The following is a 22080-nucleotide window of genomic DNA, read 5'->3' on the forward strand; positions in this document are numbered from 1 at the left end:
ATGCAATCGTTAGGACAAACGTTTCATGAATTACGCAAAAGCAAAAATTTAACGCTTAAAGAAGTTGCGGATGACGAAATCAGCATGGCGGTGATTTCGAAGTTTGAAAATGACCAAACTATGCTAGGTGTGGATCGGTTTTTGCATTTGTTACAGCAAATCAACGTGACCACGACAGACTTTTTCTATCGTTATCGACAGTCGGACGAGCACAATAAAAATGCATGGTCGCAATTTTCAGAAGATGGCAGCGAGTTGCCAGAAATCTTTGATGTTTTAGCACCCTATGCGGATGTATTTCAAATTTCCAGCGATGAAAGTCAAAGTATGGCACAAAAGATCTTAAGCCTTCAAACGTACATCAAGTTGATGGAACAAGAATTAAAGAGAAATCCAAGTTTGACTAATCGTTTGAAAATATCTTTGGCAAAAGCAGCGTTGAAGATACACCAATCCAACATGAAAGATCACTTCTCGACACATCAAGAAATGTTACCAATTATTGATTATTTAGGCGAGGTAGACGTCTGGACTGCTTTTGAATTACTGTTCTTTATTTCAACTTCGATTTATATGGATGTCGATGATGCTATGATGCTTTTTTCTCGGTTTATGAAGCAAGCAGATTTTTATGTTCGTTTAACGGATTTGAGGAACTTAGGGTATTCCGTTTGTTTCACGCTTTTTTCGATTATGGTCGCACACAGAACGTATGATAACGCTAAAATAGTGCTGGAGAAATTCGATGATTTACTGAGCAAGGATACTGATTTAGAAGCACAATTTGCCATCATGAGTTTGTTTTTACATGGTTGGTATCTGTATGTAACTGGACAAGAAGATGTTGGCAAAGATAAATGCAATACTGTATTACAACTCTGCAAAACCCTGCATTTAAATGTCGATTCACGTTCTTATCGCGAAATTTATGTGAACATGCAGGACAAGGAATCGGCCATGATTTACTCAAGAATCTTTGATTAAGGGGACATTCTATGCCATCACTGGGACAAACATTTCATGAGCTGCGCAAAAGCAAGGGACTAACACTTAAAGAAGTCGCTGACGAGCAAGTTAGTGTGGCCGTGATTTCGAAGTTTGAAAATGGCACTAGTATGCTTGGTGTTGATCGTTTCTTACATCTGCTGAATCAGATTCACGTGACAACCAGTGAGTTTTTCTATTGGCAAACGGATCGGTATGCTGTTGATGCAAGTTCACCCTTTAATGAAGACGGTCATTCTGCACCTAGCTGGAAGCTAATAGAGCCGTTTCAGGAAATCATCGCTCTAGTTAATAAGGCTGATCCACCAAAAAACGTTACGCCTGTGAATCAGTATCAACAGAGATTAGCAAAGGCGGTCAGGGACCAGCCAACACCGATGAATTTATTGCTAATGGCGTACGTTAACAGCAGTGCCGACTTAGTGCATTTTAATTTGGATAAGGCAGCTCAAGATATTTTACCAGTGGTTAACTATTTAAGCGCAGTTGATCAATGGGGCGAATTTGAAGTTTATTTGCTCATTTTTTCGCTATCCTTTCTTGAAGCTGAGGACGTGTTGCGATTGTTTAAACGGGCAATGCGCCGTGCAGACTGGTATCAATGGCTGTCCGATGATCGCCATATGCGGTTTAATTTGTGTTTTGATTCTTTTTCTGTGTTGACAGGAAAACAACATTACGCCGAAGCGGCCGAAGTGCTGACAACAATGGACGAACTCGTTCACGACAAAGACAGCTCAGATGTGCGGTATGCGGTTCAAAACCTTTTTATGCACGGTTGGCTAGACATCGTCACTGGTGCAAAAGAAAAAGGTAAACAGCAGTGTGAGAATGCACTGTCTGTTTACCGAATTTTGAATGTTAGCGGGGATGACGATCTATTGCGCCCGATTTATGAGCACATTTTGAAATATGATCCGAGCGATTTGAAACATATGATGATTATGATGACATTGGGTTAGTTTACCCGATACTTTTCAAACCGTTGTGCTGATTCATCCGTCAGCTCGACGGTTATTTTAGTACCTTCGGCAACATATTCGGTTTCCAAAATATGTGCCTTTTCATTCAAGAAGTTCAAAATGTTGCCTTGGTCAAACGGAATCAACAGGGTAACTGTCTGGTAGTTCTTAAAGACTTGTTCCCGAATCATCGTGATCAATTCGTCCAATGAAGCGTCGTCGCGGGCCGAGTAAACGAGCTGCATACCCTCGCGTGACGGGTACTTAGCTTCCGTCTTGTCGGCTTTGTTAAACGCAACGATCATTGGAATATCAGTGACACCAATTGCCTTAAGTGCCTCATTAGTGGTTTCCATCATTTTTTCACTGTTCGGGTCACTATAATCTACGACCTGAATGAGCAAATCGGCGTTAGCAGCTTCAGCCAGCGTAGAACGGAATGCTTCGACTAATCCGTGAGGCAGCTTGCTGACAAAACCAACGGTGTCTGAAAGTAGGAACTGCTTTTGATCCGGCAGGTTGATCTGTCGAACACTGGTATCAAGCGTTGCAAACAACATGTTCTTTTCAAACACTTGTTTGTCTTCGTTTAAGCCGTATTTGCGGACAAGACCGTTCATAGTGGTTGACTTACCAGCGTTGGTATAACCGACTAATGCCACAGTGGGGAGGCCGTTCTTTTCCCGTTGCGTGCGTTGTGTGTCGGCGGCTTTAGTGATGTCGGTTAGCTCGCCCTTCAGATGCTTGATCTGATTGTTGATGGTCCGGCGATCCATTTCTTGCTGCGTTTCACCAGCACCACGGTTAGTAAATCCACCACCACCGGCACCAGTTTGCTGGTCCAAACGTTGGTTAACACTTGTATGCAACCGTGGTAGCTGATACTGGAGTTGAGCAATTTGAACCTGTAACTTAGCTTCCCGTGTCTGAGCACGGTTGGCAAAGATATCCAGGATCAAAGCAGTTCTGTCCAGTACACTTGCTTTGGTAGCAGATTCAATGTTACGAATCTGTGAAGCGGTAAGCTCGTCATTTGTCACGATGGTATCCACGTTTTCACTGGCCACAATTTCAGCCAGTTCGGTAATTTTTCCCTTACCAAAGTAAGTGCCTGGATGCGGCCGTTCAAGTTTTTGACGAACTTCTTCCTTAACAATCATATTATTGGCGGCAACTAGGTTGGCAAGTTCTTCCATGGAATATTCAAAGTTGCCAGCACCGGTGTTGAGACCGGCAATAATAACTTCTTTTGGTGCAATTGCAGTTTCGTCCAAATGTGTGTCCTCTTTTCTAAGCCGAGACTTGTAATGACTTAATTATACCATTTCGCACGTTACGCTGGCCGGTTCTGTGTTTACGAGAAGTGAAGGGCAATCCGTTTTAGGAATGAATGTTGAAGGCCAGTTAGATTAGAGAAAATAGCTGAAATCAATGGTCCCGTGAGCATGGCAAACCTTCAATGGAACTGATAAAATTCGGACCAATTGTTCTATACACGAAATATTTCACGCTAAAACATCTGCTGCGAGTGGACTAATACAGTACATAAGCAACTTATACCGTTTTTAAATTAATTAAAATAAAATTAGCAAAATTCGTTGACTTTAATCTTATTTTAATCTATTATCATCACAACTTTTCAAAACATAAGTTGCCGCGAAAAGTACATAGCTTGGAATGCATCACCACAATAAGGTGAATTCCACAAGGAGTGTGGTTGAATGAAGGTTCGTAAAATTTTAGCAATGGGTGCAACAGCGACGTTATCCGTATTAACGTTAGCTGCGTGTGGTAACAAGGGTGCGTCAGGGCATAAGGGCGAGTTAAACCTAATGGAATCTGCCGAAATGCCGACACTAGATCCTTCGATTGCGACAGACAATGTTTCAATGACGGCGTTATCGAACACATTTTCAGGAATTTATCGAATTGGTAAGGATGCTAAGCCACAAAATGAGTTGGCAACGAAAACGACGGAATCGAAAGATGGGCTTCACTGGACATTTGATTTGCGTCACGGAACGAAGTGGTCAAACGGGGATCCGGTTACTGCTCAAGATTTCGTTTATTCCTGGCAACGCACAAACAGTCCAAAGACAGGGTCACAATATGCGTATCTGTTTGAAGGCGTGAAGAACGCGGATGCTGTTCAAAGTGGCAAGATGAAACCCAGTGCTTTAGGAATTAAGGCTGATGGCAAGTACAAGCTATCCGTTACGTTGTCCAAACCAATTCCATATTTTAAACTGTTACTTGGTTTCCCAAGCTTCTTCCCACAAGACAAAAAGGTCGTTGATAAGTACGGCAAGAAGTATGGGCAAACATCTGCTACCCAGGTTTACAACGGACCATTTAAGGTTCAAGGGTACAAAGGAACCAATGCTAAATGGGACTGGGCCAAAAACAACACATACTGGGATAAAAAGAACGTTAAGTTAAACAAGATCAATTTCCAGGTTGTTAAGGAAAACAGTACGCAATTAAATATGTACAACTCTAAGAAGGCAGACCTGACTCAGTTGAGTGGGGACCAAGTTGCTCAATATAAGAACAACAAGAATTATATTTATCGGCCTGGCTCATCAGCTGCTTATCTTGAATTGAATGAAGAAAAGGTCCCAGCATTCAAGAACCAAAAGATCCGGGCTGCATTATCATACGCAGTTAGCCGGTCACAATTGACTAACAATATTTTGCAGGACGGTTCCAAACCTGCGACGACGTTTACGCCTTCCAAGTTGGCCAAGGATCCAAACACTGGCGAGGACTTTGCCAAAGAAGCCGCAGTTAAGGGCGCTTTGACGCAGAACCTGACTAAAGCTAAGCAATTGCTTAAGCAAGGGGAACAAGAAGCCGGCATTTCCGATTTGAAATTCACGTTGATGGCTGATGACACTGACACTGGTAAGAAGAATGCTGAATTCTTGCAGTCTGAATTCCAGAAGTTACCAGGTGTTAAGGTGACCGTGCAAAACGTACCTTATAAGACGCGGTTAACCCGTTCTGCTGCTCACAACTTCCAGTCCGTTGTTACACTTTGGGGCGCTGATTACAACGATCCATACACGTTTGCTCTGTTCACATCAGACGGAACTTACAATGATGGTTTGTGGAAGAATGCCACGTATGACCAGAATGTTAAAGATTCCGCTGGTAAGAATGCGTTGAACAAGGAAGCACGGTTCAAGAACTTAGTTACCGCTGATCAAACGCTGGTTAAGGATTATGGTGTTCTGCCATTGTACACTGGTTCATTCTCTGGCTCTGGTCCATTCTTGCAACGTCCATATGTCAAGGGAATTATCTACAATTCAGCTGGTATCAACTGGAATTACAAGTACGCGTACGTGAAATAAAAGTTCGTTGAATTGGATAGGAACAAAAAAAGAAGCGGCCTGTGCCACTTCTTTTTTGTCTTTTCTATTAGGCAATAACCTGGGATAAAATATCATCTGCCACTGCAGCCACGGCTTGACTGTTGTTACGTGGATAGTTCAATGCATTGTGTTCTTGCCATGCAAGCCGATGATTTTTGATTACAAACACTTTGTTCGCCATCCTGGCTGCCTCTGTAACATCGTGTGTCACTAAAATAACAGTTAGATGTTCTTGTCGCCAGATATCGAGAATTAGATCCTGCATTTTACGACGCGTGAAAGCGTCCAATGCGCCCAGCGGTTCGTCTAACAACAGTAGTTTTGGATGCGACATTAGTGCTCGAGCTAAGGCTACTCGTTGCTTTTGACCACCTGACAGGTCCGTCGGGTAACTCTCTGCAAAGCTGCTGAGATCGACGCGGGCTAAGAGGTCGTTTGCGTGCTCAATCGACTGCGGCGTATGGTTGCCAAAAGTGAGGTTGTCACGAACGGTCATCCATGGTAAAAGACGGTCATCTTGAAACATGGTTCGGCTATCTGTATTTAGTTCTGTTATTATTCGATCTTGTTGGCTGACTTGACCGTTTGTTGGTGATTCAAGACCGGCAATTAAGCGAAGCAGGGTGCTTTTTCCACCACCACTCATTCCAACCATGGCCACAAAATCGCCTGATGCAATGGTTGTTGAAACATCATTTAGTACAGTTTGATTGCCATATTCTTTGGATACGTGTTCCAGTCGTAATAAAGGATTATTTTGTGTCATGCGACATTTCCTTTCTGCCAAGAAAGTAGCTGGCGTTCCAAGGCTTTAACCATTGTGTCTGATAATTTACCTAGTAGTGCATAAATGATGATGCACAGTAGGATGGTTTTCATATCCAAGAAATCTTGAGCATTGGTGGACATATAACCGATGCCAGAACTGGTGGAGACAGTTTCGGCAACGATTAACGTGGTCCACATCACACCAAGTGCGTAACGAATACCGACGAGAATAGTTGGCAAAGCACTTGGAAAAATAATTTGACGAAATTGCTGCCAGCGCGTTAGTCCGTATACGTGCCCCATTTCCAGTAGTTCAGGGTCGACACTGGCAAGACCGTGGAAGGTGTTGATATAAACTGGGAAGAAGACACCAATAGCAACTAGCGTGATTTTTGCCGGTTCACCGATTCCAAACCAGATAATAACGAGCGGGATCAGGGATAAATGGGGGATGTTGCGAACCATTTGAACAGAGGAGTCTAGTGCCAAACGCCAAGTGGTGGATAGACCGGTCAGCAGTGCAAGGACGAAACCGACAATAGCGCCAATCGCAAAGCCAGTAGTGGCTCGAAATAAGCTAACCGCTAGATTACGCGGCAGCTCACCAGATTGAGTTAGTGCGATGCCATCCTGCAAAACAGTTGTGGGCGCAGGTAACACAGAGGCCGATAGCACGCCAGCCTGCGCAGTGATTTGCCAAACGATGAGGAGCATCAGCGGTACCAGCCACGGAATCAATTGGCGGCTAATGTGATGTCTGCGACGGGATGGCAGTGCTGTTTGATGTTTAAGCTGGGTGGTTGATAATTGCATAGAAAGTCTCCTTTCAGAGAAACAAACGGTTGGATGGGGAAAGATTACTGGCTTGTAGTCAACACGGCCTTGCTCACATCAATATCTCCAGAAATGTCATGTGCTTTTGCAAGCGTATCAGCGATGTCTTGTTGTTCCTTAACGATGGCTTGTGTCATACCCGAAACACTGTAGCGTCGTCGGTCAACCATCTTTGTAACAACTTTCTTGTCTAACGATAGGGCTGAGGACAAATCCTTAATCAAGGTGGTGTGATGGCGGTTTGCCCATTCCATCGAGGTTTCCAATTCACTAAGCAAGGTGCTGGAAGTCTTGGTATGCTTTTTGGCATAAGTACTGGTAGCTAAAATGAAATCGCGATCTGTTGTGTTTACAGAAGAAGCGGATTCAATGAGTTTCGCGTTTTGTGTGACTTGTGCAGAAGCGACATAAGGATCCCACACGACCCACGCGTCAACTTTTCCTTGGCTGAAAGCGGTGCTTGCGGCACCTGGATCCAGATCGACCCACTTAATATCGTTAGCGGACATTCCGGCCTTAGCTAACAGCTTCAACAATAAGTATTGCGAACTAGAGCCCTTGGAATAAGCAATCTTTTTGCCTTTTAAATCTTTAATCGTTTTGGCGGAGCTCGTTTTGCTGACCAAAAGGCCACTGGAATTGGCTCTAGAGGAAGCCGCACCAACGTACACAAGTTTGCTACCACTGGCCTGTGAAGTGATTGGCGGAGTGTTACCAGTACGGCCATAATCGAGCTTGCCACTGTTAAGTGCCGTGAGTAACGCTGCACCTGTTTGGAACTCTTTCCAAACAACGCGATAACCTTTTTGCTTCATCCGTTTGGCAAACCCACCTTGGATGCGAGCAATGTCGAAGATGTCACCTTTTTGATAACCAATGCGGACGGTTTTGGTACTGCTTGATGTCTTGGCGTCAGTCTGTGTGTCCATATACCCCACGCCTGCCACGACTAACCACAGGGCCAAAACGATCCACCATAACCAAGCATGATGTTTTTTCTTCATTTATCAGCCTCCAAGTAATGCTTTAACCTTAGTCCGTTGAATCTTACCAGTAGCACCAGTTGGCAAGTCTCGCCAAAAGATAATTTCTGACGGTACTTTAAAGCGTGACAACTGTTGCTGAACATGCTGTTGAATGTCCTTTGCTAGCACTTCGCCAGCTACAAGATTAGGTTGAAGGACCACAACCGCTACAACCTGTTCACCATAAATGGCATCCGGCTGACCAACAACCGCGACATCCCTAATGTAGCCAAGGCTTAAAATGGCATCTTCAACTTCTAATGGACTAATTTTATCGCCTGAACGGTTGATGATTTCACGTTTGCGACCAACTAGAAAGAGGTAGCCATCGGTGTCAACGTAGCCCATATCACCAGTCAAAAACCAACCGTTGATGAAGTCTGCCTGATATTGTGGGTCGACGTATTGATGAATAATGTGTGAACCGCGCAAAGTCACCTGACCAATTTGATTGGCTGAAACAGGTTGATGTCGGTCGTCGACAATTTTCATTTCTGAATTAGTGACCTGACCGACCGAACCTTGGCGGGGCGCAGATAATGGATTAACGGTAATTTGGCTGGCTGCTTCGGTCATACCGTAGCCTTGAATGACTGGAACACTAAATAGGTGTTCAAATAATTGTTCTTGGCTGGGCGGTAGTGGGGCAGAGGCACAACGGATAAAGCGCAATTTGTTGAAAATTGTTTCTGGTTGTGGGCTTCTTAATAATATTGCGATGATGGCCGGCGCGGCTGACACCCAAGTGATTTGTTCATCATTAATTGTTTGCCAAAACTTGTGTGCGCTGAACTTGTGCGTAATGACGAGTTGACCGCCTGAAATGATGGTGGCCAATAACGAAATGACCTGGGCATTAATATGAAAGAGTGGCAGCATGACCAATGTGCGATCTTCATCGGATAAGTGTTGAGAAAGTGCAACATCCTTGGCAGCAGATAATAATTGTGGCGCCGTTAATGCGACGGCCTTTGGTGCGCCGGTTGTGCCAGAAGTGTATAGAAGCGAGGCTAACTGGCCATCAGTACGTTCATTAAAGGTATCTAGCTGATCATTAGCAAGATGTTTTTGGCCGGATAGACGGTAAAATGACATTGTCTTATGAGGTGCCAAAATGCAAGGATTGTCGGAGAAAAAGGTGCCCGTTTCTGCTTCAATCCTGGGCAGATTACCTGCGTGTTCATTGCCGAAGAATGCAGCAGCATAATGATTTTTCTGAATTGTTTTTGTCAATTCAGATGTCGGCATTGTCGGGTTGGCCGTGTAAGCGATGGCCTTTAAACGGAAGCAGGCAAGCAGGGTAATGACATAATCGACGGAGTTAGGTAACGTGATCAAAATTAAGTCACCTTGTTTTACACCTGATTGGGCCATCAAGATGGTTAGCTGTTCAACCAGTTGGTCGACTTCACCTCTAGTCAACCAGCGTTCGTCACCGAGATCTTTGACGAGGTTGTGGTTCGGTTTCTGCTGAAGAAGATTTGAAATTGAATCGTTGAGTGAGAAAATTGAGTTTTTCATGGGCAAAACCTGCCTTTCCGGAATTTGTGTGTCGTCGTGGTCGGCCGATAAGGCGGCCAGTCCACGGTAATTTATAAAGTAAATAACTAATGATAAATGCAGTGCTAAAGATAATTAGATCGTAGATTGGTAACGCGATGAAATAAGTTTTAGTGTTAGGCATCATCGGTAAAATTGATGGCCAGAACCAGAGCGCTAGCGTTTGGGTTAAGTAAATACCAAAACTCAGTTTGGCACCCAAGGCAACAAAGCGAGCGGGCAGGCTGTGAGGATGTCGATGCTGGTAGTCTGCGTAATGTAACCCCAGCAACAGAACAGATAGAATAATCAGCGAGCTGTACACGACCATTAGCGGTTGGTGCATAAAGCTGGATGCGGAAATGTTAAGTCTGAAAACGTTGTAGTCGAGATAGTAATACAGCCAAATAATGGGGACGAAGACTACTGTGCTGATTAGAATCGGCCGCTCATGCTGTTTGACAAACGCAATTACTGACTTGTAGTGAATACTTAGTAATCCACCAGCTAAAAAGTAAAATTGGTATGTGCCGAGGAAACTACCGTAGCTGCGGAGTAAAAATGGCCAATGACTGGTATCAACGTGTGGTAGCCAATACTTAATGCTGAAAGCTACGGCCAGTTGGATAAGAAAACTGACGGCCAGAACTAGACCGTGATGTTTCTCCGTTCGTTTGAGAAGCCAGACAATGGCGGGGAAAACTAAGTACAGTTGAAAAGTAACCAACACATAGTACATAAAGAAGTCACTACCATGAATCACGGTGGTTAACCAAGTTGGTCCGAACGAGGCAGCGGACAAGTTGCCTTGGAAGAGCGTAATCAGTAAATAAACAGTGATCCAAAAGATGTAAGGTATGCCAACGCCAACGTAGCGTTTGCGCCAGAAAGACCATAGGCGAATGGGTCGGTGATAGTAATTAAGAAAAAGCACCATCCCAGTCATGAACATAAATCCTAGCCGGGTAAAGTGTAAGGATCCGTAAATTTCATTAAGGAACAGGCCACTTCGACCCTGAAATTGAGCATCATATTGTGAAATAGTGTGAACGAGCACGACACCGAAGATAAAAAAGACACGCATGAAATCAACTTCGTGCAAGTACACTCGTGGTTGCTTCACTGGGTCACCCCCGTTTCTATGGTTGGAAATATTTTTTGGTACCAAACCGGTTTGTGTGAGTTTGAATTTAACAACGAGCTCTTAAAGCAAGCTTAAATTGACAAAAAAGTGAGACACGCGATAATGGGTGAGTGAGTTAAATCGTTGTCATAACAGTCGGGAGGGAACTACCATAAAAAGATTAAGAATTTTATGCGTTGTCTTCTTGGCCTGCTTTAGCCTGCTTTTAATGGCAGCAAAAAAGCCCGCTTCTCAGCGGGCAATTCCAACCTTGATGGTGCATGGCTTTCATGGTGGAACGGAAAGCTTTGATCCATTAATTTATCAGGCAAAACGAACTGCTGGTGCGCAGCGTGTTCTTGTTGCAGAAGTTGGTGGCGGAATGGCGCCCACTTTAATTGGACACTGGCCTGTTGGGGTTAAGCGACCCATTATCCAAGTTGTATTTCGTGATAACCATGCTAATTGGACGACCGATGCACAATGGTTAAATGAGCTATTACAAGTGTTAAAAGATCGTTATGGTATCCAACGATACAATGCCGTTGGACATTCACGTGGATGCCTTGCATTGGTCATTGCCAATGAACATCATCCAGCGTTGCGATTGAAGAAATTGGCATTAGTGGCAGGGACATATGATAGCGCCTTATTTCGTGAGGATCGTATTCATGAAAATTACTTTTTGCGCACGGGACAGCCAGCAATTGTACATCCTGAATATCAAGAGATTGTAGCTGGCGCCCACAATTTTCCAAAACATTTACCGATGTTGCTGATTGCCGGTGATTTGGATAATGGTAGCGATTCAGATGGTGTGGTAACCCTAGTTTCAACAACATCATTAAAGTCCGCCTTAAACGAGCGTCATGATCATATTACACAAATCATCGTCCATGGTCGTGACGCTGAGCACTCGGCATTAATTCGATGGAACCAACGCGTTAAATCTGCCGTTATTCGTTTTATTTGGCAGGCCCACTAAGGGCAGCTTAAGTTATCGTGATAAAAATGAGAACATTCTGTATAAATGTATAAAATCAATTAGCGACTAAATAGACTAGACCACTAAAATGATTCGACACATAATTGTAATAATGGTTAACAAACACTAACAAGGTGGGCTTTAAGTCGACCTTTTTTGTTTGCTAAAAAATTCTAAGCAATAAATGGGAAAAGCTGCGTTGACATTCATTGAATTCTCATTTATCATTTGACACATACTTTTCGAATAGATATTTTATTGCGGAAGGTCACAAATTGTTACCGGGGTAACAAATTAAAAAGGAGTTGGCGATATGAAGTTGCGAAGAGTTTTAGCACTTGGTGCTGTCGCAGCCATTTCTGCCTTAACATTGGCAGCGTGTGGCAACAAAAGTGGTGCTTCTTCACACAAGGGTGTATTGAACCTTGCAACCAGTGCTGAAATGCCAGGTTTGGATACATCAAAGGTTACGGATAACTCATCTTTGACAGCCTTGTCAAACACACAGGAAGGGATTTACCGAATTGGTAAAGACTCTAAGATTCAAAATGCGTTGGCAACAAAGACGACTGAATCAAAAGATGGTTTACACTGGACCTTTAACTTGCGCAAGAACACAAAATGGTCAAACGGTGATAAAGTCACTGCCAAAGATTTTGTTTATTCATGGCGGCGCACAAATGATCCAAAGACGGCATCACAATACGCATACTTATTTGATGGTGTGAAGAACGCGGACGCTATTCAAAACAAGAAGGCTGATGTGAAGTCACTTGGTGTTAAGGCAGTCGGCGACTACAAGTTGGAAGTTACACTTGAAAAACCAATTCCTTATTTCAAGTTATTGCTTGGTTTCCCAATCTTCTTCCCACAAGATCAGAAGGTTGTTGACAAGTACGGTTCTAAGTACGGAATGTCAGCTAACAAGCAAGTTTACAACGGGCCTTTCAAGGTTGAAGGCTGGACTGGCACCAACACCAAGTGGAAGTGGGTTAAGAACAACAGTTACTGGGATAAGAGTGCTGTTAAGACGAACACCATCAACTTCCAAGTGGTTAAGGAAGGTAACACTGCACTTAACTTATTCAACTCCGGTAAGATTGATCAAACGCAATTACAGGGTTCACAAGTTGCCAACTACAAAAACAACAAGAACTACGTTTATTATCAAGGTTCAACTTCCGCTTATATGGAATTGAACGAAGAGAAGGTGCCTGCATTTAAGAATCAAAAGATTCGTCAGGCCTTATCATTAGCACTTGATCGTAAACAATTGGTTAACAATGTTCTGGAAGATGGTTCAAAGGCCGCAACTGGTTTAATTCCAACGAAGTTGACCAAGAACCCAAAGACGGGTGCTGACTTTGCTAACGATTCTAAGGTTGCTGATACAACTGACCATGACCTGGCTAAAGCTAAGCAGTTGTTGAAGGAAGGGGAGAAGGAAGCCGGTATTTCAAGCTTGAACTTCACCTTACTTGCTGATGATACGTCAAACAGTAAACAAAACTCAGAATTCTTGCAATCACAATTTGAAAAGTTACCTGGGGTTAAAGTTTCTCTTCAAAATGTGCCATTTAAGAACCGTCTGACGAAGTCTTCTAACGGGGACTTTGATGCCGTTATCACACTTTGGGGCGCTGACTACAACGATCCGTACACATACTCATCATTGTTCACGTCAGATAACTCACAAAATAACGGTAAATGGAAGAACTCAGAATATGACACTTTGATCAAGGATTCAGCTAACAAGGATGCTAATAACAAGCAACAACGTTATGAAGACTTAGTTAACGCTGAAAAGATTCTGACCAAGGATGTTGGGATTGTGCCATTGTACTGGGGCACTGCTTCAGGTTCCGGTCCAATGCTTCAAAAGAGCTACGTTAAGGGGATTATTTACAACTCAGCTGGTGTTAACTTCAACTACAAGAACGTTGAAGTTAAGTAGTCACGTTAATGTAACGGATTAAATTTAGAGGGAAACGTGAGGAAAAACCATTTCATTCTGGTTTATCCCCACGTTTTGCTTTAAGATGAACATTAATGATTTTCAGCGAATTCTCATTATTCAACGGAAATCTCGCACTTATTACTTGTCTGGTTTAGATTGTGAGGAAGTAAGTTTATGGCAAAATACCTGCTCAAACGACTGTTTTACCTCATTCTAACGTTGTTCCTGATTGCGACCATCACGTTCTTTATGATGAAGCTGTTACCAGGGACACCGTTAAGCAACGAGTCAAAACTCTCGCATTCACAGATTCAAATGATTTACCACACGTATGGGTTGGATAAGCCTGTGTGGCAGCAATACCTAATTTACCTGGCCGGCATGGTCCGTGGTAACTTCGGTTTGTCATTCCAGTTTGATAACCAACCGGTATCATACCTTTTGGCAACCCGGATGCCTGCATCATTCCAGCTTGGGATTCAAGCGATGATCGTTGGGGTGCTTTTAGGTATCATCGTTGGTGGGATTGCGGCAATTCGGCGGAACACTTGGGTCGACGGCACGATGACGATTATTTCTATCTTAATGATCTCGATTCCAAGTTTCGTGCTTGCCATCTTGTTACAGTACTACATTGGTTTGAAAGCTGGTGCCTTTCCGGTTGCCGGCTGGGGGAACTTCTCGTATACCATTCTCCCGACCATCGCGCTGGCGGGTTCTCCGTTTGCAACGACGGCGCGGTTTATCCGAACCGAAATGGTTGACGTTATGAGTTCTGATTACATTGAATTAGCGAAAGCCAAGGGGCTGACCAGCACCGGTGTGGTTTATCACCATGCTTTGCGGAACTCCTTGATTCCACTGATTACATTGATTGGACCACTGACGGTTAATTTGATGACCGGTTCACTGGTTGTTGAAAATATCTTCGCCGTTCCTGGGATTGGGGAACAATTCGTTAAGTCAATTACGACTAACGACTACCCAACGATCATGGGGATCACGATGATGTACTCAGTGCTGCTCGTGGTTGTCTTATTGATTACCGATATCGTTTACGGAATTGTTGACCCACGGATCCGTCTGCAAGGAGGTCAAAGCTAATGGCTGAAAACGCGAATGTTTCAAACGATGCCTTCGAACCACTTGGTAAAGAAGAACATCTTGATAATGAAAAAATTGCTGCGCCTTCGCTGACCTTCACACAGGATGCATGGCGCCGATTAAAGAAAAACAAAATTGCGTTTATCTCGATGTGGATTTTATTGGCGATTCTGGTGCTTTCATTGGCCGGTCCGCTGATTTCACCACACCAACCAAACAACGCACAACCTGCCTACACGAACTTGCCACCAAAAATTCCGGGCGTTCACATTCCTGGACTGGATGGGACAAAGGCTGTGGACGGTGGCCGTGTTGATGCTTATCAACAGCAACACGTTCCGTCAGGTAAGTACTGGATTTTAGGGACTGACTATTTAGGCCGTGACCTCTTATCACGGATTATTGCAGGTACCCGGGTGTCACTAGCCGTTGCCTTGATTGCGACGCTGCTAGATTTGACCGTCGGGGTCGGGTATGGCCTGATCTCGGGATGGCGTGGAGGCAGAACGGATATGATCATGCAACGGATCATTGAAATTTTGTCCTCCGTTCCTAACCTGGTTTACATGATTTTACTGTTAGTTGTGATGCGTGGTTCGCTTCTGTCTATTTCATTAGCGATTGCCATCTCCAGTTGGACGACGATGGCCCGTTTAATTCGTGCCGAGGCGCTAACGCTAAAGAGCCAAGAATATATCTTGGCCGCACGGACGTTGGGTGAAAGCTCTTGGAAGATCGCCTGGAAACACTTGATTCCAAACATGAGCTCAGTGATCATCATTCAAACGATGTTTACGATTCCAAGTGCCATCTTCTTCGAAGCCTTCCTATCATATATCGGGATCGGGATCCAGCCACCAACTGCTTCACTGGGGACCTTGATCTCAGATGGACAAAAGAACTTCCAGTTCTTACCATTCCAGATGTGGTACCCAGCCGTTGTCCTGATGGTTATTATGATTTGTTTCAACCTGTTTGCCGATGGCTTGCGGGATGCCTTTGACCCACGTTCAAGAGAGTAGGTGACGTTAATCGTGGAAAATAATGACACAGAAAACTTAATTGAAGTCAAAAACCTGAAGATTAACTTTGATACCTATGCGGGCAAGGTTAAGGCGATTCGCGACGTTTCATTCCATTTGAAGAAGGGTGAAACGTTGGCCATCGTTGGTGAATCAGGTTCTGGTAAGTCTGTTACAACGCGTTCATTAATGGGACTTAATGCTGACAACGCCGAAATTGCTGGCGGTCAGATTATGTTTCACGGCGAGGACGTGTTGAAGAAGTCCGAAAAAGAAATGCAACAGATTCGTGGTAAAGATATCGCGATGATCTTCCAGGACCCAATGACTTCGTTGGACCCGACGATGAAGATTGGCCGTCAGATTGCCGAACCGCTGATTATTCATAACCATGTTTCAAAAAAGCAGGCCATGGCGCAAGCTTTGGAAATGTTAAAGTTAGTCGGCATTACGGATGCTGAACACCGTATCAATGACTATCCGCACCAATTTTCAGGTGGGATGCGTCAACGGATCGTGATTGCGATTGCGTTGATTTGTTACCCGGAGGTGTTGATTGCCGATGAACCAACCACCGCGTTGGATGTGACCATTCAAGCTCAAATTCTTAAGTTAATGAAAGAATTACAAGAAAAGATCGAAACTTCAATTATCTTTATCACACATGACCTTGGTGTGGTTGCCGGTATGGCTGACCGAATTGCGGTTATGTATGCTGGTAAGATTGTTGAATACGGAACTGTGGATGAAATCTTCTACAATCCACAACATCCATATACATGGGGGTTACTGAACTCCATGCCAACCTTGGATACTCAAAGCGGTGAATTGTCTGCTATTCCAGGGACACCGCCAGACTTGTTGGATCCACCAAAGGGTGATGCGTTTGCGGCCCGTAACCCTTACGCATTGAAGATCGATGCTGAGCAGGAACCACCGTTCTTTAAGGTTTCAGACACTCACTATGCTGCGACATGGTTATTAGATCCCCGTGCTGAAAAAGTGACACCACCTGAGGCAATTGCCAAACGGCAGGCGCAATGGGCTAAGATGCACACGGATGATGGCGAACTGGTTCGCCCAGCGACACCATTGAACACGGCTGATAACTTAGACGACTCAGATCGCGAATAGAGAAAGGAGACGCACATGGATTACACAGATCGTAAAAAGATTCTGGAAGTCAAAAACTTGAAACAGTATTTCAATGTTGGCAAAAACGACGAAGTTCGCGCTGTCGACGACGTCTCCTTCGACATTTACGAAGGCGAGACGTTTGGCTTAGTTGGTGAGTCTGGTTCTGGTAAAACGACAACAGGGCGCGCTATCATTCATTTATACGAACCAACTGCCGGTGAAGTTTTATTCAACGGTAAGGATGTTGCAAAAATCAAAGGTCGTAAAGACCAGTTGGAATTTCGTAAAGAAATGCAGATGATTTTCCAGGATCCTTATGCTTCCCTGAATCCCCGGATGAAGGTCAAGGATATTGTTGCTGAAGGCATCGACATCCATCACTTGGCGAAGAATGATCAGGAACGAACAGATATGGTTGAAAATCTGCTGGAAACAGTTGGTTTGAACAAAGATCATTCGAGTCGGTATCCGCATGAATTTTCAGGTGGTCAGCGTCAACGAATCGGGATTGCCCGTGCGTTAGCTGTTGACCCGAAGTTCATCATTGCCGATGAACCCATCTCAGCATTGGACGTGTCAATTCAGGCGCAAGTTGTTAACTTGATGAAGGAATTGCAAATCAAGAACAATTTAACGTACTTGTTCATTGCTCACGATTTATCGATGGTGAAATATATTTCTGACCGGATTGGTGTTATGCACTATGGTCGGATGTTGGAAATTGGACCTGCTGACGAAGTTTATACAAAGCCGTTGCACGACTATACAACGAGTTTGTTATCAGCTGTGCCAGTTCCTGATCCAGAAGTTGAGCGAGCACGGAAACAGATTCCGTACGAGCCAACGATGGAAGGCGACGATAAACCACGGACAATGGTTGAAATCGCACCACACCACTTTGTTCGTGCAGCTGAAGATGAAGTTGCGATGTATCAAGAACGGGCCGAAAAGGCTGGTCTTGATGTGCTCTAAGACGTCAATTTAAAAAGTGTCATTACCTTGGTTTCACGGCCTAGGTAATGACACTTTTTTGTTTAGCAAACGTGGTCTGTCGCCTGCGATTGTCAAAATTGAATGCCGCCGTGGGACCGCTTCGAGCCTTCTGAAACCCGAAGTCTTTCACCTCGCCGTCAAGCCTCGTGAAAATCCGAGTCTTTACGCCCGTCCTGTGTCGTAAATCCGGCACAAACCGCCAGATCAACGACACCTTCACGGCTTACATTCAATTTTGACGCCCTCCAGCTATGTCGGAGCACTGGCGACATTTATTGTGTTCATGCGGTTTTACCACGATTGTGCTAGTGCAGCTAGGTGAAGACGGAGTCCAGTGAAAGTGAGACCGTGGTCACCAGCGGGCTGAAATGGTCCCCACAAAACGTCGTCTTGATCCAGCAAAACGAAAAAAACAGCAATGCACAAGTTTGAGTACAAAACAAAGCGTCCACTCTGCTAGCCATAACAGGTGGACGCTTCAACGGGGTATTTGATTCAGGAGTTGTACTGTTTGAGTACTATTAGGGGTGATAGGCAACTTGTTGTCTATGTTTAATAGAATAACGGCGGGACCTTAACGCTACCTCAAAATTTAGTAACAAATTTATTAATGACTAAATTAAAGCCGATATGACGTTTTGAGGGCAAAATCTGCATTTTCGTTGTAAGATTGTAAAAGAGTGATGCCGCAGTTTGGCAATGACACGATGGAGGTTACACGTGATGAAAATGAAACATATTCTAGCAACGGCAGGCTTAGTGGGTGCTGCAGCTGTAATTGTGCAGGCTAAGTATGTTGAAAAACGGAGCGTTAGTAGCAAGGTGTTGGAAAATCTCTTGCGATTACAGCCTAAACGAATGTTCAGTCCATACAAACATATGGAAAACCTCGTAACCTACGACTATTATTTGCACAAAAATGAACAGGCATGGTCGATGGACGCGCGATTGTCACGTCAATATGACGTTCAGGTTCCAACCAGTTACGATAATACCTATGAGTTACACGGCAAATACGGCGATCAACGGTACACGGTAATTTACCTGCATGGTGGTTGTTTCTGGAATCAGCCGCTGGGGATGCAGGTCCGTTTAGCACGCAAACTGGCGGACACGATTTCTGCAACGGTGTTAATGCCAATTTATCCGCTAGCACCGGCGCATGATTTTAAAGACGTGTTGGACATGTTGGAAAAGGTTTACCGTCAAGTGCTTGAGACGACGGCGCCCGATAAAATCATTTTACTCGGGAATTCTGCTGGCGGTGGTCTCGCGCTAACGTTGGCCGAATATTTAAAGACGGTTGATTTGCCACAGCCGAAGGATATCATCGCCTTATCACCGGTGCTAGATGTCGGTCTAACAAACGAAGAAATCGGTCACTATGAGGCAGCGGATCCAATCTTGGATCGCTATTCACTGCAAGTGATGATGGGGCACTATTACGCCCGAAATACGGATACTACGGATTGGCGTGTCTTTGCTGTGAGAGTGGAGTGGAATTGAAACAGAGTTCCGTGTCGGCAACACTTAGCGGCGGGAACTTGGCCGCTTAGTGTTGCAGGACGACTTATGAGATGTGGTTTTCAGCTCATAATCGAGGGTGAAAACCGTGGTTCGTGCGGGTTGAACCCGGTCCCAGGGAACGGCGTTTCAATTACGCGTAACGGTAGTGAGGCTCTGAAAAGCTGGCATTCAACTTTCATGATAGTTGGTGGACAATTGAGCTTGAATTCATAACTTATTTTTAATAAGTTAACCCGTTGACATCAGCGCAAGTTAGCTTTATGATGTTTGTCACATTCTAGTTGATAAGTGAGGTGCAAACAGATGAATGATGTAATTTCTTACTTGGCGCAACACATTGATAATGATGAGTTGCTGGGCAAAATGGTACGTGACCTTGTGACGTTTGAACCATCTCGTCGCGATGGTGATGTTAAGCAATTAACATCGAGCATTAATAATGTTGCACGTCGCTTTGTGCAAGGGAGCGAAGAAGCTCCTACAGAAGACTTAACGCATGTCCACCGCGATCCTAAGCTGGCAGCGTTAGAGTCCGCTTTGTCACAGGCAGGCCAACGTAAATCCGTTGGTGGGCAGCCGTTGCTCAGTGCACCACGCTATACAACTGACCAGAGTTAATCGAAAATGTTAATTTATTGAGAACCGAAAGCCTCAGTGCTTTCGGTTTTTTTAAATCTAATAGTTTTTAATAAAACAGTTGTAATTACAACTTGACGTGATAAAATATTCTTGTTCGACAAGGGGGGAGAATATGAAGCTAGACGAACACGAAACATTGGCAGGCATGATACACAGATTGGCCGCATGGCAAACGGCAACGATGAATCGCCAGTTACGTACGCTGGGACTCAATACCGACCAGGCCAACGTGATTCGATATGTTGGTGCTCACCCAGGCGTTAATCAGCAAACGGTTGCTAGATTATTAAGCCGCAATGTAGCGAGTTTAACTAACCTGTTGAAAAGCTTGGAAACGAAGAAATTAATTGAGCGTCGCTATGAAGATGGAGACGTGAGAACAAAACATTTGTTATTAACCGCTAACGGGCAGCAAATTAACGAGCGTGTTCAACAGTGCTTTGATAAGTTGGATGATCAGGTGAACCAAGTGTTGCCTGCAGAGGTACAAGCGGCAACCAGTGAGGCGATCGAGACACTGGTTAAACAATTGGTTGATCATGCATGAGCGGTTTGCAAACAGCGTTGTTTTAGGAGACTTTGAAAATGACATTAAATCCACAAGAAAAAATTAATACAGAGCAAGAATTACAAAAGAACTTTCAGTTGGCAGGGCTCACTGTTGCACAGGCGACAGAGGAACTGAACATCAGCACGACAAAGTTGAGTCATATTATGCATTTGACGCAGCGGTCTTTCGAAGATGCTTGGATTATGCGTAATTATCTGATTGCTAAGGTAAAAGCCGCAGGCAAACAACCAGTGGCATTTACTTCATTGCGAGGCGACTGGCATGACTATTGGTTTTTGAATGCGCAGATTATTGATGCAGGCGTCATGTCGGCGGGTAACAAGTAAGGTGGAATAAGTTAATACCGCACTTCTTGCCGCTTGTGCAGAATTCTATTGAATCTGCAAGTCAAACGGAAATAATGATGATTCAAAATGAAATGGGCTCCTAACAGTAGATGCACTAACTGTTAGGAGCCCATTTCGTTACATAGTCAGGTTATTCAGCATGAGGCGTGAAGGCGTCGTTGTTAATTGAGGTCAAAAAGTGTCGCCAGTAGTCCTTAAAAAGCTTTGGCTGGTCTTGTGATAGGTTGTGACCGGCACGGTCCACAATACCCAAGGTCAGTCGGCTAAAGTTGTTAAGCAGTGGCAATTGATCCTGAAAGCCGACAATGTTGTCCTGACGACCCAGTAAAAGGGTGACAGGTTGCTTGAACGTCGTTTGCATTAAGCTGGATTCAAACGAAAATTGGTAGTGCTTGCGTAATAAATGAATGAAGTCGCGGTTGGCTTGCTGTAATCCAGGTAAAATTTGCAATTGATAGGCACTCCAAGCATCAGCGTTTAGGTTAACGTTCATATCCTTAAATGCAGCAAATGCATCTTGATTATATTTCACCGGAAAATCCGTTTGGACGGCAACGTAATGATGGGCCACGTGGCGATCTGGTGCATCTGCAATGGTTACAGGACAGGTGAGAAAAGCACCGAGGATGCGGGTGGGCCAGTCATGGATCAACCCCAAGGCGAGATACCCGCCGTAAGAGTGACCGACAACATAAAACGGTTGATCACCGATGATTTGATTAACGAAAGTTTCTAATAATGCCAATATGGCATCACTGCTGGCGACACCAATGTTGGCCGAGGATTCGCCCATGCCAGGTAATTCGACGTAGATTTGTTGGATGTTAGCTGCTGCCAGCACAGGCATGAGCGGAATTTGCATACTATCAATATTTTGCGCCAATCCGTGAATAATCAGCATCGGTGTACCGGAACCATTCACTTCATAATGAATCGTGGTGTCGTTAATGACCGTTTTCATGGAGAACTCCTAATTTATTGACTTATTTCATTAATAACACAATCATTCGAATCAAACGATTACCATTTGGTAACAATCGTTAAATCACAAAACAAATAATAAAACGGTAGATTGCAAATTTGATCCGAATTTTTTGACAAATTAGTCAGCATCACTTGGTAAGGTGTTTGCCAGTTAAGTACTTTAAGGGGGCGTTGGTTAATT

General features: G+C 44.2%; 20 protein-coding genes. 13 read left to right on the forward strand and 7 right to left on the reverse strand.

The features are described 5' to 3' along the window. Both GB993_RS06380 and GB993_RS06385 read left to right on the forward strand, forming a co-directional pair. Positions 1-984 (forward strand): helix-turn-helix domain-containing protein, encoded by a 984-nt coding sequence (locus GB993_RS06380; RefSeq protein WP_161003558.1) that lies wholly within the window; start codon positions 1-3, stop codon positions 982-984. 11 nt (positions 985-995) lie between these two features. Continuing rightward, complete coding sequence (locus GB993_RS06385; RefSeq protein ID WP_161003559.1) at positions 996-1967, forward strand: helix-turn-helix domain-containing protein; 972 nt, start codon at positions 996-998, stop codon at positions 1965-1967. Here the strand turns inward: GB993_RS06385 and hflX are convergent. Then, complete coding sequence (gene hflX, locus GB993_RS06390) at positions 1964-3241, reverse strand: GTPase HflX (RefSeq protein ID WP_162854072.1); 1278 nt, start codon at positions 3239-3241, stop codon at positions 1964-1966. The genes GB993_RS06385 and hflX overlap by 4 nt on opposite strands. 447 nt (positions 3242-3688) lie before the next feature. Between hflX and GB993_RS06395 the strand changes: the two genes are divergently transcribed. Then, entirely contained in the window at positions 3689-5323 is a 1635-nt protein-coding gene (locus GB993_RS06395) for a peptide ABC transporter substrate-binding protein (RefSeq protein WP_161003560.1), read from the forward strand. A gap of 67 nt (positions 5324-5390) precedes the next feature. On the opposite strand, the gene GB993_RS06400 is transcribed toward GB993_RS06395, so the two are convergent. The 5 genes from GB993_RS06400 to GB993_RS06420 are packed head-to-tail and all read right to left on the reverse strand — an operon-like array spanning position 5391 to position 10633. Next, positions 5391-6110, reverse strand: coding sequence for an ABC transporter ATP-binding protein (locus tag GB993_RS06400; RefSeq protein WP_161003561.1), 720 nt, complete (start codon positions 6108-6110; stop codon positions 5391-5393). Further along, positions 6107-6925 (reverse strand): ABC transporter permease subunit, encoded by an 819-nt coding sequence (locus GB993_RS06405; protein WP_161003562.1) that lies wholly within the window; start codon positions 6923-6925, stop codon positions 6107-6109. Before GB993_RS06405 ends, GB993_RS06400 begins: the two co-directional genes overlap by 4 nt. A gap of 44 nt (positions 6926-6969) precedes the next feature. Continuing rightward, the gene (locus tag GB993_RS06410; RefSeq protein WP_161003563.1) at positions 6970-7950 is read right to left on the reverse strand and encodes an aliphatic sulfonate ABC transporter substrate-binding protein; all 981 of its coding nucleotides are present in this window, start codon (positions 7948-7950) and stop codon (positions 6970-6972) included. A 3-nt stretch (positions 7951-7953) separates the two neighbouring features. Further along, complete coding sequence (locus GB993_RS06415; protein ID WP_161003564.1) at positions 7954-9492, reverse strand: AMP-binding protein; 1539 nt, start codon at positions 9490-9492, stop codon at positions 7954-7956. Further along, positions 9404-10633: an acyltransferase family protein gene (locus GB993_RS06420; protein WP_161003565.1), complete on the reverse strand. Its 1230-nt coding sequence runs from the start codon at positions 10631-10633 to the stop codon at positions 9404-9406. The genes GB993_RS06415 and GB993_RS06420 overlap by 89 nt, the downstream gene beginning before the upstream one ends. 229 nt (positions 10634-10862) lie before the next feature. On the opposite strand from GB993_RS06420, the gene GB993_RS06425 reads away from it, so the two are divergent. The 10 genes from GB993_RS06425 (at position 10863) to GB993_RS06470 (ending at position 20894) form a co-directional block, all read left to right on the forward strand. Beyond that, the gene (locus GB993_RS06425) at positions 10863-11618 is read left to right on the forward strand and encodes an alpha/beta hydrolase (RefSeq protein WP_161003566.1); all 756 of its coding nucleotides are present in this window, start codon (positions 10863-10865) and stop codon (positions 11616-11618) included. A 313-nt stretch (positions 11619-11931) separates the two neighbouring features. Further along, positions 11932-13572, forward strand: coding sequence for a peptide ABC transporter substrate-binding protein (locus GB993_RS06430; protein WP_161003567.1), 1641 nt, complete (start codon positions 11932-11934; stop codon positions 13570-13572). Between the two features lie 177 nt (positions 13573-13749). Continuing rightward, positions 13750-14679, forward strand: coding sequence for an oligopeptide ABC transporter permease (gene opp3b, locus GB993_RS06435; RefSeq protein ID WP_017260956.1), 930 nt, complete (start codon positions 13750-13752; stop codon positions 14677-14679). Next, positions 14679-15701 (forward strand): ABC transporter permease, encoded by a 1023-nt coding sequence (locus tag GB993_RS06440; protein WP_017260957.1) that lies wholly within the window; start codon positions 14679-14681, stop codon positions 15699-15701. The genes opp3b and GB993_RS06440 overlap by 1 nt, the downstream gene beginning before the upstream one ends. A 12-nt stretch (positions 15702-15713) precedes the next feature. Further along, the gene (locus GB993_RS06445) at positions 15714-16835 is read left to right on the forward strand and encodes an ABC transporter ATP-binding protein (RefSeq protein ID WP_042655269.1); all 1122 of its coding nucleotides are present in this window, start codon (positions 15714-15716) and stop codon (positions 16833-16835) included. Between the two features lie 15 nt (positions 16836-16850). Then, positions 16851-17810, forward strand: coding sequence for an ABC transporter ATP-binding protein (locus GB993_RS06450; protein WP_161001786.1), 960 nt, complete (start codon positions 16851-16853; stop codon positions 17808-17810). A gap of 744 nt (positions 17811-18554) precedes the next feature. Further along, complete coding sequence (locus tag GB993_RS06455) at positions 18555-19337, forward strand: alpha/beta fold hydrolase (protein WP_161003568.1); 783 nt, start codon at positions 18555-18557, stop codon at positions 19335-19337. A 324-nt stretch (positions 19338-19661) separates the two neighbouring features. Next, positions 19662-19976, forward strand: a complete 315-nt coding sequence (locus tag GB993_RS06460) for a hypothetical protein (RefSeq protein WP_017260962.1) — start codon at positions 19662-19664, stop codon at positions 19974-19976. Positions 19977-20109: 133 nt separating this feature from the next. Continuing rightward, on the forward strand, positions 20110-20544 hold the full coding sequence (locus GB993_RS06465; RefSeq protein WP_161003569.1) for a MarR family winged helix-turn-helix transcriptional regulator: 435 nt from the start codon (positions 20110-20112) through the stop codon (positions 20542-20544). Between the two features lie 38 nt (positions 20545-20582). Continuing rightward, entirely contained in the window at positions 20583-20894 is a 312-nt protein-coding gene (locus tag GB993_RS06470; protein ID WP_161003570.1) for a DUF2316 family protein, read from the forward strand. 151 nt (positions 20895-21045) lie between these two features. On the opposite strand, the gene GB993_RS06475 is transcribed toward GB993_RS06470, so the two are convergent. Beyond that, positions 21046-21876, reverse strand: a complete 831-nt coding sequence (locus GB993_RS06475; RefSeq protein WP_161003571.1) for an alpha/beta fold hydrolase — start codon at positions 21874-21876, stop codon at positions 21046-21048. Between the last annotated feature and the right edge of the window lie 204 nt (positions 21877-22080).

The sequence above is a fragment of the Furfurilactobacillus milii genome (assembly GCF_009864005.1).
In the GTDB taxonomy this organism is placed as follows: domain Bacteria; phylum Bacillota; class Bacilli; order Lactobacillales; family Lactobacillaceae; genus Furfurilactobacillus; species Furfurilactobacillus rossiae_B.

What these genes read in the sequence shown, in the direction of transcription:
- GB993_RS06380 (WP_161003558.1), top strand. Translation starts at nt 1, where the DNA reads ATGCAATCGTTAGGACAAACGTTTCATGAATTACGCAAAAGCAAAAAT.
- GB993_RS06385 (WP_161003559.1), top strand. Translation starts at nt 996, where the DNA reads ATGCCATCACTGGGACAAACATTTCATGAGCTGCGCAAAAGCAAGGGA.
- GB993_RS06395 (WP_161003560.1), top strand. Translation starts at nt 3,689, where the DNA reads ATGAAGGTTCGTAAAATTTTAGCAATGGGTGCAACAGCGACGTTATCC.
- GB993_RS06400 (WP_161003561.1), bottom strand. Translation starts at nt 6,110, where the DNA reads ATGACACAAAATAATCCTTTATTACGACTGGAACACGTATCCAAAGAA.
- GB993_RS06405 (WP_161003562.1), bottom strand. Translation starts at nt 6,925, where the DNA reads ATGCAATTATCAACCACCCAGCTTAAACATCAAACAGCACTGCCATCC.
- GB993_RS06410 (WP_161003563.1), bottom strand. Translation starts at nt 7,950, where the DNA reads ATGAAGAAAAAACATCATGCTTGGTTATGGTGGATCGTTTTGGCCCTG.
- GB993_RS06415 (WP_161003564.1), bottom strand. Translation starts at nt 9,492, where the DNA reads ATGAAAAACTCAATTTTCTCACTCAACGATTCAATTTCAAATCTTCTT.
- GB993_RS06425 (WP_161003566.1), top strand. Translation starts at nt 10,863, where the DNA reads ATGGCAGCAAAAAAGCCCGCTTCTCAGCGGGCAATTCCAACCTTGATG.
- GB993_RS06430 (WP_161003567.1), top strand. Translation starts at nt 11,932, where the DNA reads ATGAAGTTGCGAAGAGTTTTAGCACTTGGTGCTGTCGCAGCCATTTCT.
- opp3b (WP_017260956.1), top strand. Translation starts at nt 13,750, where the DNA reads ATGGCAAAATACCTGCTCAAACGACTGTTTTACCTCATTCTAACGTTG.
- GB993_RS06440 (WP_017260957.1), top strand. Translation starts at nt 14,679, where the DNA reads ATGGCTGAAAACGCGAATGTTTCAAACGATGCCTTCGAACCACTTGGT.
- GB993_RS06450 (WP_161001786.1), top strand. Translation starts at nt 16,851, where the DNA reads ATGGATTACACAGATCGTAAAAAGATTCTGGAAGTCAAAAACTTGAAA.
- GB993_RS06455 (WP_161003568.1), top strand. Translation starts at nt 18,555, where the DNA reads ATGAAAATGAAACATATTCTAGCAACGGCAGGCTTAGTGGGTGCTGCA.
- GB993_RS06460 (WP_017260962.1), top strand. Translation starts at nt 19,662, where the DNA reads ATGAATGATGTAATTTCTTACTTGGCGCAACACATTGATAATGATGAG.
- GB993_RS06465 (WP_161003569.1), top strand. Translation starts at nt 20,110, where the DNA reads ATGAAGCTAGACGAACACGAAACATTGGCAGGCATGATACACAGATTG.
- GB993_RS06470 (WP_161003570.1), top strand. Translation starts at nt 20,583, where the DNA reads ATGACATTAAATCCACAAGAAAAAATTAATACAGAGCAAGAATTACAA.
- GB993_RS06475 (WP_161003571.1), bottom strand. Translation starts at nt 21,876, where the DNA reads ATGAAAACGGTCATTAACGACACCACGATTCATTATGAAGTGAATGGT.